General features: G+C 58.3%; 14 protein-coding genes and 2 pseudogenes. 13 read left to right on the top strand and 3 right to left on the bottom strand.

Going from position 1 to position 13,497, the window contains the following annotated elements; genetic code table 11:
• Positions 1–79: 79 nt before the first annotated feature.
• A pseudogene (locus ACN0SD_RS19915) lies at positions 80–445 on the top strand (transposase); the annotation flags it as partial.
• A gap of 516 nt (positions 446–961) precedes the next feature.
• On the opposite strand, the gene ACN0SD_RS19910 reads toward ACN0SD_RS19915, so the two are convergent.
• Positions 962–1,528: a DoxX family protein gene (locus tag ACN0SD_RS19910; protein ID WP_417809933.1), complete on the bottom strand. Its 567-nt coding sequence runs from the start codon at positions 1,526–1,528 to the stop codon at positions 962–964.
• Positions 1,529–1,596: 68 nt separating this feature from the next.
• A complete protein-coding gene (locus ACN0SD_RS19905; RefSeq protein WP_417809932.1) occupies positions 1,597–1,890 on the bottom strand; it encodes a DUF2282 domain-containing protein in 294 nt (97 codons plus the stop codon).
• A gap of 281 nt (positions 1,891–2,171) precedes the next feature.
• On the opposite strand from ACN0SD_RS19905, the gene ACN0SD_RS19900 reads away from it, so the two are divergent.
• The 6 genes from ACN0SD_RS19900 to ACN0SD_RS19875 all read left to right on the top strand — a co-directional run bounded on the left by ACN0SD_RS19900 (position 2,172) and on the right by ACN0SD_RS19875 (position 6,234).
• The gene (locus tag ACN0SD_RS19900; protein ID WP_417809931.1) at positions 2,172–3,062 is read left to right on the top strand and encodes a DUF692 domain-containing protein; all 891 of its coding nucleotides are present in this window, start codon (positions 2,172–2,174) and stop codon (positions 3,060–3,062) included.
• On the top strand, positions 3,046–3,843 hold the full coding sequence (locus tag ACN0SD_RS19895) for a DNA-binding domain-containing protein (RefSeq protein ID WP_417809930.1): 798 nt from the start codon (positions 3,046–3,048) through the stop codon (positions 3,841–3,843). The genes ACN0SD_RS19900 and ACN0SD_RS19895 overlap by 17 nt, the downstream gene beginning before the upstream one ends.
• Positions 3,844–3,960: 117 nt before the next feature.
• Positions 3,961–4,560, top strand: a complete 600-nt coding sequence (locus tag ACN0SD_RS19890; protein WP_417809929.1) for an RNA polymerase sigma factor — start codon at positions 3,961–3,963, stop codon at positions 4,558–4,560.
• Positions 4,561–4,661: 101 nt separating this feature from the next.
• Positions 4,662–4,919: an anti-sigma factor family protein gene (locus ACN0SD_RS19885; RefSeq protein ID WP_417809928.1), complete on the top strand. Its 258-nt coding sequence runs from the start codon at positions 4,662–4,664 to the stop codon at positions 4,917–4,919.
• Positions 4,920–4,944: 25 nt separating this feature from the next.
• A complete protein-coding gene (locus ACN0SD_RS19880; RefSeq protein WP_417809927.1) occupies positions 4,945–5,382 on the top strand; it encodes a DUF6789 family protein in 438 nt (145 codons plus the stop codon).
• A 57-nt stretch (positions 5,383–5,439) separates the two neighbouring features.
• Positions 5,440–6,234, top strand: a complete 795-nt coding sequence (locus ACN0SD_RS19875; RefSeq protein ID WP_417809926.1) for a YiiX/YebB-like N1pC/P60 family cysteine hydrolase — start codon at positions 5,440–5,442, stop codon at positions 6,232–6,234.
• 239 nt (positions 6,235–6,473) lie between these two features.
• Here ACN0SD_RS19875 and ACN0SD_RS19870 read toward each other — a convergent pair whose 3' ends face one another.
• Positions 6,474–6,728, bottom strand: a complete 255-nt coding sequence (locus ACN0SD_RS19870) for a hypothetical protein (protein ID WP_417809925.1) — start codon at positions 6,726–6,728, stop codon at positions 6,474–6,476.
• A 649-nt stretch (positions 6,729–7,377) separates the two neighbouring features.
• Here ACN0SD_RS19870 and ACN0SD_RS19865 point away from each other — a divergent pair.
• The 6 genes and pseudogenes from ACN0SD_RS19865 to ACN0SD_RS19840 all read left to right on the top strand — a co-directional run bounded on the left by ACN0SD_RS19865 (position 7,378) and on the right by ACN0SD_RS19840 (position 13,455).
• Positions 7,378–8,214, top strand: a complete 837-nt coding sequence (locus ACN0SD_RS19865; RefSeq protein ID WP_417809924.1) for an EamA family transporter — start codon at positions 7,378–7,380, stop codon at positions 8,212–8,214.
• Positions 8,215–8,498: 284 nt separating this feature from the next.
• The gene (locus ACN0SD_RS19860) at positions 8,499–9,176 is read left to right on the top strand and encodes an NYN domain-containing protein (RefSeq protein WP_417809923.1); all 678 of its coding nucleotides are present in this window, start codon (positions 8,499–8,501) and stop codon (positions 9,174–9,176) included.
• A 332-nt stretch (positions 9,177–9,508) separates the two neighbouring features.
• Positions 9,509–11,056, top strand: a complete 1,548-nt coding sequence (locus tag ACN0SD_RS19855; protein ID WP_417809922.1) for a DDE-type integrase/transposase/recombinase — start codon at positions 9,509–9,511, stop codon at positions 11,054–11,056.
• Positions 11,057–11,059: 3 nt separating this feature from the next.
• Positions 11,060–12,031: a TniB family NTP-binding protein gene (locus ACN0SD_RS19850; protein ID WP_417809921.1), complete on the top strand. Its 972-nt coding sequence runs from the start codon at positions 11,060–11,062 to the stop codon at positions 12,029–12,031.
• Positions 12,031–12,387: pseudogene (locus ACN0SD_RS19845) on the top strand (TniQ family protein); the annotation flags it as partial. The gene ACN0SD_RS19850 and the pseudogene ACN0SD_RS19845, both read left to right, overlap by 1 nt.
• A 93-nt stretch (positions 12,388–12,480) precedes the next feature.
• Complete coding sequence (locus ACN0SD_RS19840) at positions 12,481–13,455, top strand: hypothetical protein (protein ID WP_417809934.1); 975 nt, start codon at positions 12,481–12,483, stop codon at positions 13,453–13,455.
• The last annotated feature ends 42 nt before the right edge of the window (positions 13,456–13,497 follow it).

The following is a 13,497-nucleotide window of genomic DNA, read 5'->3' as shown; positions in this document are numbered from 1 at the left end:
GATTTGCCATTTTGCTTTTCGTCATAACCATCATCCTTACTTAAGTTGATGGTCTCCGACAAACTCGGGGCGATTCACAGGCGTTGGCGCTGTCACGGCGTCCGCGATCATCGCCAGCATTGGTGACGGTCATCAGTTCAGGAATGGACGGGAATTTGCTGCATGGCTGGGTCTGACGCCAGCGAACAAATCCAGCGGTGGCAAAGAGAAGCTCGGGCGCATTACAAAAATGGGTGACCAATACATACGATCACTGCTCGTCGTCGGTATGACGTCGCTTGTCCGACAAACCAAGTCCCACCCAGAACGGGCAAGCAAATGGCTGACGTCATTGCTGGAACGAAAGCCCGCGCGTGTCGCAACTGTCGCAATGGCCAACAAGACAGCTCGGATCGTTTGGGCAGTCTTAACCCGCAACGAACCCTACACACCGCACACTTCCTAAAGGAGAAAGAACAACGAGTTAGCAAGACCCGCGAGATGATGGTGCATAAGTCTGCCGCCAAAACCAAGACACTCCGCCGAATGTCCCGGGCGTAAAAACCCGCATTGCTGTAAGGAACTTGGTTAGCGGAACCCATCAGGGCCAGCGGTCAAAACCGCGCAAACAGGCCGGACACATGACTGCTTCTGACAAATGCACAAATCTGATCGAATATGTCTTGCTATGCAGGAGCCATCCACACAAGACATTCGCTGCGCAGTTTTTGAAAGACCGCTACGTCTAGGAATTAGACACTGAAAAGGCATGACGGAAGCGCCAATGGACCTCATTCCGCTAGCCTATGAATGTCTTTCGTGCTCGCAATTCAAATGCTTCGCGATGGTATTGCACGACAAACCAGTGCGGCGCGAAATCTCGCGGATCGATAACTTCTCTCGCTAAGCCAGTCGCAGGTGCGCGCTCCACGAATGGCTGAGTTTTACGCCGCCGTTGACGGCCGGCAGTTTCATCGGCCGCTTAAGAGGAGATAGCAGACTGTCCCAGCCATCTTTGCAGCCTTGGCCAAATCAGCGCATCCAGCGACACCGTGCCGCCGCCCAACCAGAGCGGCATCAACAGTAAGAACCCCCAAAGCAGCCGCTGATCGAAGATCACGCCATAAGGATCGGGATCAAACATCCCCCCAATTGTCGCGCGATCCAAGCCATGGCCAAAGACGTCAGTCAGCGACATCACCACGAGAAAGCCCATCATAGCGAGCGCAGCGGGGCGCGTGGTGAGGCCGAAAATGACGAGTAGCGGCAATATCAGTTCGGCAAGCGCTCCTGCTAGGACGACAAGATGAAGCGGCCAAGCCAGCGTTGCAGGATCATATCCTGCGGCCTCCATCTGGCGCGGCAGAACCTGAATGTAGGCCCCAGCCGAGAGGCCGAACCCGTCGATCTTCGTGAGAAAAGAGTTCAGAAAAAACCGCAGCAGGATCGAGGCAAACAACAGCCGCGCAATCAGCGACATGGCGCTGGCACCAAAACTTTGAGTGCTACCCCTTGGGTTGAAAATGGTGCTCAGGGCGAGGGTTAACATCGGCTATCCTTTCGCGATGGAATATAGAGAGCGGATGCGCCCGGTGATGGAAGGCGCACCCAACCAGTTCAGCTTTTCGGCAGGTCGCGCCCGAGGGCGCTCAAAGAGCCCATCCGGTCACCGGGCAGTTCGATCGTCGTGCAGGTGCCTGCTGGAACAAGCTTGAATGAGTTGCCCTGATAATCGACCTTCGAAGTGCCCGCGCAAGTTGTGCCGGGCCCGGCGGCACAATCGTTCTGGCCTGCAAGCGCGACGCCGAAGCATTGCTCTTGTCCGGCTGCGGCGGCGGGTGTGGCGAAATGAGCGGCAAGCCCGGTGCTCAGGGCTGCGGCGATCATCAAGCTTTGTTTGTGAATGGTCATTTCTCTCAGTCCTCCTGTTGGTGTGAAAGCGTCATGCCTTCCGATGGTCGACTGCGCAGGAGCCTAGGCGTTACAGAAATCACGCCTTCGTGACCTTGGACCAAACAGCGACGATCCCGAGAGCGCGCGGCGCACGCAGCGAAGCAAAAATTACACGCGCGATGTAACATTTGCTCCGCGAGGGCGACTTGGAACTGCCGGGCAAGAGATGGCGAGACGTTCCGTTCAACTCTCAAAACCCGCTTGAAACTTGCCCATTCGACTGTTGAAGGAGATGTTCAATGACCCGCACAGCCTCGCACGACCTCCCCGGCACGATCCCGCCCCGCGCGGGCGTCGGTCTGAAACCCCAGCATTACCAAGAGATTCTCGAGACCTGCCCCCAGGTCGGTTTTTTCGAGGTTCACGCCGAGAATTACATGGGCGCAGGCGGCCCGCCGCACCGCTATCTGGAGGCAATCCGCGCCGAGTATCCCCTGTCGCTACATGGGGTGGGATTGTCGATTGGTGCGGATCGGCCGCTGGACCGCGATCACCTCGACCGGCTTGCGGCGCTAGTGGCCCGGTATCAGCCCGATCTGTTTTCCGAACATCTCGCATGGTCGTCTCACGATGCAGGCTTTTTCAATGATCTTCTTCCGGTGCCTTACACCAACGAAACCTTGAACCGGATCTGTGACCATATCGATCAGGTTCAATCGGTGCTTGGGCGGCAGATGTTGCTCGAAAATCCCTCGACTTATCTGGCGTTCAGCGAAAGCACTTGGGAAGAGGTCGATTTCATCGCTGAAATTGCCCGGCGTAGCGGGTGCGGGTTGCTGCTTGACGTCAATAACGTGCATGTGTCTGCGGCCAATCAGAACTGGTTTCCGCGCGATTATATTGCGCGTTATCCGCTATCGCAGGTCCGCGAACTTCACCTCGCTGGGTTCGCCCCCGAGATGGATGAGGCCGGGCAACCGCTGCTGATCGACAGCCATGACCGCCCGGTGGATCACGATGTCTGGGATCTCTACGCCTACACGCTGTCGCTGACCGGCCCGTTGCCGACGCTGATCGAGTGGGATGCCGATGTGCCGACTTGGCCCACGCTTCTGGCCGAGGCGCGCCGCGCAGACGCTGTAATGGACGCAACTTGCAATGAGGGGGTCGAGCATGCCGTCGCTCTTTGAACGTCAAGCCGATTTCGGTGCTGCGCTGCTGGACCCAGAGCGCGCTGTGCCCGAGGGGCTCGTGGGTCCCGATGGTCGCCCGAGTGCGCGTCGCTTTGCCGTCTATCGCAACAATGTGGTCTCGAGCTTGATCGACGCGCTGGCCGAGGCCTATCCGATTGTGCAGCGTTTGGTGGGAGAGGCCTTTTTTCGCGCCACGGCCCGAGTTTTTGTCACGGACAATTCGCCCGACAGCCCTGTCATGCTGCGCTATGGCGCAGGTTTTGCTGATTTTCTTGATGGCTTTGCGCCACTGGCGGATCTTCCCTATATCGGTGACGTAGCGCGGGTCGAACGGGCTTATCTGGCCTCGTATCACGCCCCCGAGGCGACGGCTCTCACGGTCGAGGCGATGGTGGCGACGGCCCCCGAAACGCTGCTCGAGATGAGCATGGTGCTGCATCCGTCATGCCGCATCGTGACCTCGGATTATCCGGTGGGCACGATCTGGCACACGAACAACGCCGCCGGAACGCCTGACCCAATTAACCTTGCCGCAGGGGGCGAGACCGTGCTGATTGCGCGCCCCGAAGCGAGGGTCGATCTGCGCTTGCTGCCCGAGGGCCCCGCACAATTTCTGCTTAGTCTCGGCGCAGGACATAGCCTGTCAAGGGCCGCCGAGGCCGCGCTGCGCACCGCGCCCGATCAGGACGTATCCGCGTTGCTGAGCGGCGTGATCCGCCTTGGTCTGATCGTCGGCCTGCAACCCGTTGCCTGCGAAAGTGCGGCAGCGCGCGACTGATGGCGTCAAATGCTGCGCAGGGTCGCGCCGCTCACATCAACGCCCACGGCTTGGACAAACGAGTCCGGTTGTGCTGGGAAATTGAAGCCACCGCCGTGGCGAGAACAAAGGGATCGCATGCAAACCGATTTTTCAAATGAGGACACTCTTGTGCGCTTGCTCATGGCGGGCGATCGCGCGGCTTTTGAGCATGTGTTTCGCAAGCACAATGCCTCTTTGATCCGCGTCTGCGCCGGCATCTGCAAAAACCGCGCGACAGCGGAAGAAGTGGTTCAGGATGCTTGGGTGGCGGTTCTCAAGAACATCGGAGGTTTTCAGGGGCGCTCTAGCTTGGCTGGCTGGATCTATACCATTGTTCTGAATAAGGCGCGCACTCGGGCGAAGCGTGATGGACGCTCGGTCTCGTTTGATGACGGTGGCGATGACAACAGCCTTGCCGCCGCATTTGACGGGCGCGGGCGCTGGAAGGATCAACCTGACCTTTGGGAAGAGGTAACGCCAGAGCGTATCGTTGCCGGGCGCAGCGTGATGGCGCATGTGAGTGCCGCGATTGAGGCGCTGCCGTCGGGCCAACGCGCCGTGATCGAGCTGCGCGCGCAACAGGGGTTGGACGCAGCCGAGGTTTGTTCAATTCTCGATATTTCCGAGGCCAACATGCGGGTGCTGCTCCATCGTGCTCGGCTGGCCGTAAGGGCGGCACTTGATGGTTTACTTTAGCGGGGGTTGAATGTCGCTGGAAGAAAAGCAATCTGAAATCTGTAACACTGCGTGGCTTTGGTTGTCTAATGACTGTGAGCCAATGGAAAGGGCATCGTCGGATGATTACTTGCAAAGACGTCTCTGAGCGTGCCAGCGACTTGATCGACGGGAAATTAAACCCGTGGCAGACCATTCAAATGCGACTGCATCTCGCGATGTGTCGCGGTTGTGAACGGTTTGTCGGCCAGATGCGAACGACCCGCGATCTGACCGAATCCACGCCTGTATCAGACAGCGCGGCACCCGAAGGTGGCGATGACGCAGAGATCGATACAATCCTTTCCCGGCTGCACGACACACAGCAACCAGAGGACTGACGTCCTCTAGATAAGGATAGATGTCATGCAAAAATTACCAGCCGGCCTCGTTGCCGGGTTCATAGGGACTGTCGTTTTGTCGGCGATGATGCTCGTCAAGGCGATGATGGGGCTGATGCCGCAGCTTGATGTTGTTACCATGCTCAGCGCGATGATGGGGGCGCCGATTGCCTTTGGATGGCTCGCGCATTTCATGATCGGAACGCTGGCTTGGGGCGGTGCATTTGCGCTGTTTTACGACCAGATTCCGGGCGGCTCCGCGCCAATCAAAGGCATCGTCTTTGGCGTGGCCGCTTGGCTTGCGATGATGCTGTTCGTCCTGCCGATGGCGGGTGCGGGTCTGTTTGGACTGGCGTTGGGCATGATGGCGCCCGTAATGACGCTGGTGCTGCACATCATCTTTGGCCTCGTCCTTGGAGCCACATTCCAGATACTGGCCACACCGCGTTTGCAACATTCGTAACCGAACGCATGGGCCCGACCCCGCCTTGGTCGGGCCGTATTTCGCACGGAGAAGCCGATGGACAATTGGATCACCCGAAGCTGCGATACGTTTCTCGACCGGATCGGTCGACGCTTGGCGGGCAAGCTCAATCGGCCAAGCTCGGGCTATATGCCCTTTACCCCGTCCGATTTTGACACGCTTTGCCGTGTGCTTCGACCCGGCGATGTGGTGCTGATCGAAGGGCGTGAACGCGTTTCTAACGCGATCAAATACCTCACCCAATCCACTTGGTCTCATGCTGCGATGTATGTCGGCGACGCGCTACCCGCGCCCGATGACGCCACAGAGCCGCATCGGCTGATCGAGGTGAATTTGGGCGAAGGCTGCGTCTCGGCGCCGCTTGGCAAATACGCAAGCTACAACACCCGCATCTGCCGCCCCGTTGGGCTGACTGCCAAGGAATGCCAGCAGATTATCGGCTTTATGAAAGACCGGATTGGACTGCGCTATGACTTGCGCGACATTTTCGATCTCCTGCGTTATTTTTTCCCAACCCCGCCGGTGCCTGTCCGATGGCGCAGGCGGATGCTGGCCATTGGATCGGGCGATCCAACGCGCGCGATCTGTTCATCGCTGATCGCTCAAGCATTCCAGTCGGTTCGCTATCCGATCTTGCCAGAAACGCGCATTCCAGAGACAGGGCGCGCGGTGGATACGGAGCAGAGCGAGCTACTGCACATTCGCCACCACTCGCTGTTTGTGCCGCGCGACTTTGACCTCTCGCCCTATTTTCAGGTGATTAAGCCCTATCTGGTGGAGGCGTTTGATCCGCATTTACTGCAATGGGACGAACTCGCACCGTCTACCTGACGAAAATACCACACCCTTACGGAGCGACCTCGGGGCGTGTCTTCTTGTCTAGATCTGTCGGAAATTTGTGCTCATCCATCGGGAGGCGTTCCGTCAATTGATCGCCCCAGTCCCGGCCCAAAATCAGTCGCTTGATCGAGCCTCTGGACAAATGCGCCCCGCCCGATTCTCGATCTGTATAAAAGTTGCCGGGCGCCCGCATGTTGCAGCCGCCCGGTATCTGTCGATTGCAAAACGGATCAACCTTCGCGGCTCGGAGGGTCGACGAGGCCCGTCTCAGGAAAATGGGTCACATCCACAATATCACCCGCCTCAAGGCCCATACGCACCCTCTCTTTGTTAAAGTAAAGATCACCGGCTTTGACCTGGATCTTATGCTCGGAAACGACGGCGGTCGGCGGGGCACCGGGGCGCTCGTTCGTTTGCGAACCGGCAGCGAATGCGGCACCTGCGAACAGTGCCAGAACGGCGGAAGTTGCAACGATACGTTTCATGATAGTCTCCTTGATCTAAAGTGTCCTACGGTCAGTGTCTTGACCGTGACAGGCCGTTTTGGCCCGTTACTTTAAAGACTTCTCACACGGCGATCGGTTACAATTCGAATGATGATTTGTTGCAAGCGGATGATTGTCGTTGCGTAAAGTGCACCACACTGACCAGCCTATTTGCGCAGGATCCGCACCCCACCAAGACCGCAATTCAGCGCCAGACACTCGCTCCGTGCTTTCGGAAAACGGCTTGCCTAAGTTGGTCGCCATCGCGCAGTTGGGAAAACCATCTCTAATGATGCGGGGCCTTGATTGTCTTCGCGCTCTCAGGTGAGTAGGGCATGTGCCGGCCCCGGTTTCGTGCGGCAACGAATGACCGGTTCGACGAGTTGCACCGCTGCATCGCGATGCTTCGATGAAAGTCGGGATTGGGCCTTGAACGACGGGAGGCTTAGCCCTCAATCCGCAGTTGCGCTGCGGCGCGGAGATTGTCGGCTCTAAGTCCGATTCGGAGATTTCTCTGCCGCGCTGCATCTAGCCGTTAGGGCCATTCGCCATTCAATGCGACGTTTTCGAGCCGACCTTAAAAAGGCGCTTTTCCTGAACATCACAAACGTGTCAGGTCGACACATCGAAACTTCTTTCAGGCACTGGCATGACTTTAGGGGTGTTCTTAGCTGTGATCGGCGCGGCCCTGCTTCATGCGGGCTGGAACGCTATTGTCAAAAAGGGCCTGTCGAAACAGAGCACTATGTTCGTTCTGTCCGTCGCACAGACCCTGATTGGTATCGTGGTGGCCCTCGGCAAGCCGTTTCCCGAGCCCCAAGTCTGGCCCTGGCTCCTAGCGTCGGGCTTAATCCAAATGGCCTACCAGCTTCTCCTTGCCTACGCCTACGAAAGGGGGGACCTCAGCCGGGTTTACCCGATCGCGCGGGGGTCTGCGCCAATGATGGTGGCGCTCGTCAGCATCCTGTTCCTGTCCGATCCCATGGAAGCGATAGAATATATAGGCGTGCTGGTGCTTGGCCTCGGCATCGCGTTCATGGCGTGGGGGGCTTTCACGAACAGGGAGTCGCGCCGTTTGCTGCCTTTCGCGTTTGGGTCCGCGCTCGCCACCGCCGGCTATACGCTGACGGATGGTCTTGGCGCGCGCGTATCGGGCGACCCTGTGCAATACGTGGGCTGGTTGATGATCCTGTCGGCGTGCTTTTACATGCCTGCGGCCATCGCCCTGCGGGGCGTTTCGGTCATCCGGGCTGGCCGCAAGGAATGGATTCTCGGGCTTGTCGCGGGGGCGGCCAGTTTTGCCGCCTATGCGATCGTGGTCTGGGCCATGACAGTTGCGCCCTTGGCACTTGTCGCGGCCCTGCGCGAAACCTCTATTCTGTTCGCGGTTATTCTTGGCTGGTTGCTGTTCGGGGAACGGATGGACAGGGGCAAAATATTCGCCACCGTTCTGATCGTGTCAGGTGTAATTCTGACCCGCCTCTGAGCGGCGTCATCCTAAGCTAGCCCGCCGCTGGTCTGTCGTGTTTGGAAAGTCCGCTCAGTCCCGCAGGCTGTAAGATCGCCGACTCCAAGATTGCAGCACTGCAGCGAAAGTCTCTTTCGACAGGCCGCAGCGGTACGATAGTCAAGTGAATGGCCGCAATGGGCCGATCGCGAGGCGGCCATGCATCAAAAGTGATTGCCATGCCGCGCGCTCCTCTGACGATGCCAAATTTTGGGCGCATTTCTTCGACAATATCCCAATAAACAATTCGTTTGGAGATTTCGATGGCGCAGTCTGTTTCCGTGCTTGTCGATGGAGATAACATTAGCGGCAAGCACGCTGAACAAATTCTTTCCGTCGCTGCCAAACATGGTGAGCCTGCCGTGGTTCGGGTCTATGCAGATGCGCAGCGTCCCTCTGACTGGCATGGCGCTCTTGGCTACAGAATGTTGCATGCGGGAACGGGTAAGAACGCCTCAGATATTCTGCTGGCACTGGACGCGATGGAATTGCTCCTATCCAAGCATACGTGCTGTTTCGTCATCGCGAGTTCCGACGGTGATTTCACCCACCTCGCAACCAGATTGCGCGAACACGGGGCGAAGGTCATCGGGATTGGTGAAGCAAAAGCGCCGAGCGCCTTTCGAGCCAGTTGCAGTGAGTTTGTAGAAATCGGCAAAACGCAACCTGTGCGTCTTGTGCCAAAATCTGCTGCGATTGCCACGGCGCTTGATCTGCAGATCCGTGCCATGATTGCGACGCACAGCAAGAATGGCGCCGGAATGCGCATCGCTGAACTCTCCCCGAAAATGCATGCTCAGCATGGCATTCGGATCAGCACATACCCCGAGCGAAGTTGGCGCGCCTATCTGGCCGCGCGACCATCGCTTTACGATCTGGACCCACGCGGCCCTGAAGCCATGGTTCGTTTCCGTCCTGAAGGCTTTTCTAAGGCAGCTTGAGCGCGCAAACGGCCTCCAGCGCGCGACCAAAGGAGCGGCATCAAACCGCGATAGATCCAACAACCGCGGATTGAGCGAGAGAAGACAAAAGGGAGGACCATGACGTTACGGCTCTTACAGCACGCGAATTCCGCTGCTCAAATGAACCCAAATGAGCGACAACTCCGCAAAGTCATAACGCCATCTGTCTCAAACTATTTGACGACAGACAGTCGTCGAGCGGGGCGCGAAGGCGCGTCGGGTCCGGATCGGAAGATCGGCTCGTAGCTTCCTCTCTCGCAAAGCGGTCATTCGAGCGAAACTTGGCGAGAGGTTCGGGGCAGCTCAAAAAAATGATAGTTTACACAGGCAGCCAGCCCTTTCGCGACGTTGGTGCCGACCGTAAGCCGACAGAAACCAAGATCGTTGAAGATGTTACTCGCGCATTTGAAGCGGAGAACATGAGGCGCGTCGCCAATAACGAAGTGGAGCTTCGCGTTCCAAGTCGCACAACAGTTCGTTCGGCAATCCGATCACTGGATCCCTATCAGGTCGCTGTCGCACGGCACGGCATTGATTACGCGCGCAAGAAATACGCGCCAGTCGGGAACGGCCTAGTCCTCACCCGCCCACTTGAACGTGTCGAGATTGACGAATTCCGCGTCGATGCCATCACACTGATGTCCTCGACAGGGCTGGACGCGCTGCTAACTCCGGAAGAGCTAAAAGAACTCGGGCTGGACGGCAAAAAGGCGCGCTGGATGATCACTGTGGCCATCTGTGCGACGACACGTTGCATCGTTGGTATGACGATCAGCCGAGACGCCAAAGGATCTGCGGCGAAACAGGTCTTGCAGATGGTTGTGTCGGACAAAGGGAAGTGGTCGGATGCAGTGGGGGCGCTCGGCTCGTGGTGTATGTATGGCCGCCCGGAACTGGTCGTCACCGACAATGGGACCGCTTTCATTTCCGAAACCTTCCGCCACGCATGCGCGGATCTCGGTTGTGGGCATGAATTCACTCAGCCGGGCACCCCAGAAATGCGTGCCCGGATTGAGCGCCTGTTCCGCACGATCTCCGTGACGCTTTTACGTCGTCTGACGGGTCACACCTTTTCGAGCATCACCGAAAAGGGCAATTCCGATCCGAAAGCCCGCGCGGCCCTTACGTTTGACGACTTCGCCTTCGCGATGGTTCGTTGGATTGTGGATATCTACCACAATCAACCGCATGAAGGACTGGACGGAGAAACGCCGCTAGATTGCTGGCGTCGTCTGACGCGGCAATATGGTGTTGCGCCGTCACCCTGCAATCGTGAGTTCCGCTTGATCTTCGGGGAGCGCCTTTCGCGCAAACTCGACAAGACCGGCATCACCGTAATGGGCCTTCGCTATCATTCGGAGGAACTGGCGGTTTGGATGAACCGCAATGGGGAAGCCGAACTCGATGTCGCATGGCACCCGCGCGATATCGGGGCAATCCTCGTTTGGATTGACGACAAGAGATGGATCGAAGTGCCCGCGCTTGATCCGCGGTTTCACGGGGTGGCGGCCCAAACTTGGATGATTGCCGCACGGCATCTGAAGAGCGTTCATCCGCGGCGCAAGGAGTTTGATCACGATACGATCTTCGCAGCGATCAAAGCCATTGATGCTCGCAATGCCGAGGCCGTGGCGTTGGCAGGCCTCCTCGTGGAAGACTGGAACGAGGAGAAACTCGCTCAGATCGAGAAGCGCCTCTTCGTGGGTTTCAAGGAGTCGACGCGCACGCCGAACGATGTGGCGCCTGCCGCCGATGGCAAGCCCGGCACGTCCATTCTGTCCCCGGAAAAGGAAGAGACGGCCGCGACATCCAAGCGCAAACGCAAGGGGAAATCCACCGACTGGAACGTGGAGGACTGAGCCATGAGTGATATGGGCAAGGTGATGCGGATCCTCGAAGACCTGCGTGGGCTGCACGTGACCACCCCTCGGGACGCGGAATTCGCGTCCCAACTCCACCGACTTCTGGCGCATGACGCGGACGGCAATCCTTTGCCGTCCGCTTTGCGGTTCACCTCGACGGGCGAGACGCGGGGCATCATGGTCGTCGACGATCCGGGTGGTGGCAAATCCACGCTCGTCCGGCGTGGCCTGGATCACTGCGCCGCCCTTCAAGCGGGACCGGATGGGCAGAAGCGTTATCTGGACGCTGCGGTGCCCAGTCCAGCGACCCTCAAGAGCATGACGCGCGAGTTGCTCAAGGACAGCGGTTATCCTGATGTCTCAAGGAGTCGGGAAGTCTGGTCAATGATGGAGCTTCTGCGTGAGCGGATCTCCATGTTCGGTATCGTGGCGATCTGGATCGACGAGGCACATGACCTGTTCTGTGCAGACAGAAACCTGATCCTGCGTGCCCTGAAATCGTTGATGCAAGGCGACTCGGCCGTCATCGTGATCTTGTCGGGGACTGCGGCACTGGCCGAGGTCGTGCGCTCTGATCCGCAAGTCCAACGCAGGTTCACCAGTCTCATTTTGCCGCCTGTCGATCCGGATGTGGAGCGCGACCAGATTAGTGGGCTGATCGAAACCTACTGTCAGCGTTCCGGGCTTGCACCGCCCATCGAAAGGGATCTCGTCGGCCGCCTTACCCATGCGGCCCGCTATCGCTTTGGTCGGACTGTGGAGAACGTCGTGAATGCAATCGAATGCGCCCTGATGAACGGCGACGATCGGTTGGACATCGACCATTTTGCGCAGGCTTACGCGATGCATGAGGGCGCGCTGCCGGAGCGCAACGTGTTCTTCGTCGAGGATTGGTGGAACATCAAGCCGGACCTGAAGCAGGACGAGGATAGCCCATCCCCAACACGCCGGAAGAAACGGAGGAAATCGTGATGCAGCTTCAGCCCTATCTGCCGTTTCGGGTCGACGAAACCGTTCTGTCCTGGGCTACCCGCCTTGGCGCTTTCCATACGGGAGGGCGGTTGGTGCCATTCCTGAACGATCTGGAAATCTCACCACAAGACCTTGCTGCGGGCGATGATGCGACGCTTGAGCGCCTGTGTGGCAAAGTCGGTCAAGAGCTCGGGCTGGTTCGTCACAATGCGATTATGCGTCTCGCCCCGCGCCAATATCGATTGCGCGGCGAGACTTTCAGCACCGAGTTCACCACCGGGGTAAATACACGTTTTTGCCCCGCGTGTTTGGCCGAGGAGGATGGCGGGCACGCGCGCAGTGCCGTCGCACGCGCGCATCGGTTGAGCTGGAGGCTGCAGCCCGTTCGCGTCTGCCCGCATCACGAACTTGGGCTCATCGAACGTCGTCTCGGAGGCTGGGATGATTTCTTGCATGAGTTGCCGGTCCTGGTGCCGGAGACGCGCGATCAGCTTCTGAGTTTGGCTGAGCAAGCACGCTCTGAGAGACCCGCCGAACTGCAACTCTATGTGCTGGCACGGCTGCAAGGGCAGGGCGGTCCCGCGTGGTTGGACGGGCAATCAATTGAGCAGGCAACACGGGCAACGGAGATGCTCGGGGCCGTTTTGGCGTTTGGCACAAAGGCAAAGTCGGCAGATCTGGATTTGCTGGACTGGGTCAGCGCCGCCCGACATGGCTGGCCCTATGTCTGCGCGGGGGAGGAGGGCCTGCGGCAGGCGTTCAGCGAGTTGCAGGAGGCAGCAAAGGGCAAGGAGCGCACTTGGCAAAGCCGGGGTGGCGTATTCGGGATGCTTTACCGTTGGCTTTCCGCGAACCGCACGGCCAGCGACCCCGGCCCGATCCGGTCTGTTCTGCGTGAGTTTATCATTGAAACTACGCCCTTGAAAATTGGTCAAAAGCTTCTCGGGGAATGTGTGGCGCAACCGAAAATCAGCTCCGTGGCAGCGATCGCGAAATCATCGCTTATGCATCCCGAGACTTTAAAAAACGTCCTGCAGGTGGCGGGCGCGCTGCCGACTACTGCGGACGGGAAGATCGACGGTAGTCTGATTGTAAGCTATCCTGAAATCGCGCAATTGGTGGAGGCAGCAAAGCACGCAGTGCCGGTCTCGCAAGTGCCGTCGCTCCTTAATGCATCTCGCCCGATGGTTGCCGCATTGATCGCGCTGAAGCTTCTCGTTCGGGTTCAGGATCACAACGTCCTGAAAAGCAAAATTGGCAAGGCGATCGACCGCCGTAGTATTCACGCGTTGCTCCAGCGCGTGAATACCGAATTTGAAGTGGTGAGCCGCGTTCCTAACACGCACACGCCTCTTGCAAAGGCAGCCGAGAAGACGCGCGCGCCACTCAGTGTGAATCGTCCCGGTTTCACCGGAGACCTTTAGCTTCATTTCACGCGACCATATCGAGCACGTCGCGCTGTGCAT

This window comes from Thioclava sp., assembly GCF_048263065.1.
Taxonomy (GTDB): domain Bacteria; phylum Pseudomonadota; class Alphaproteobacteria; order Rhodobacterales; family Rhodobacteraceae; genus Thioclava.
This window is presented reverse-complemented; position numbering and strand designations above follow the sequence as displayed.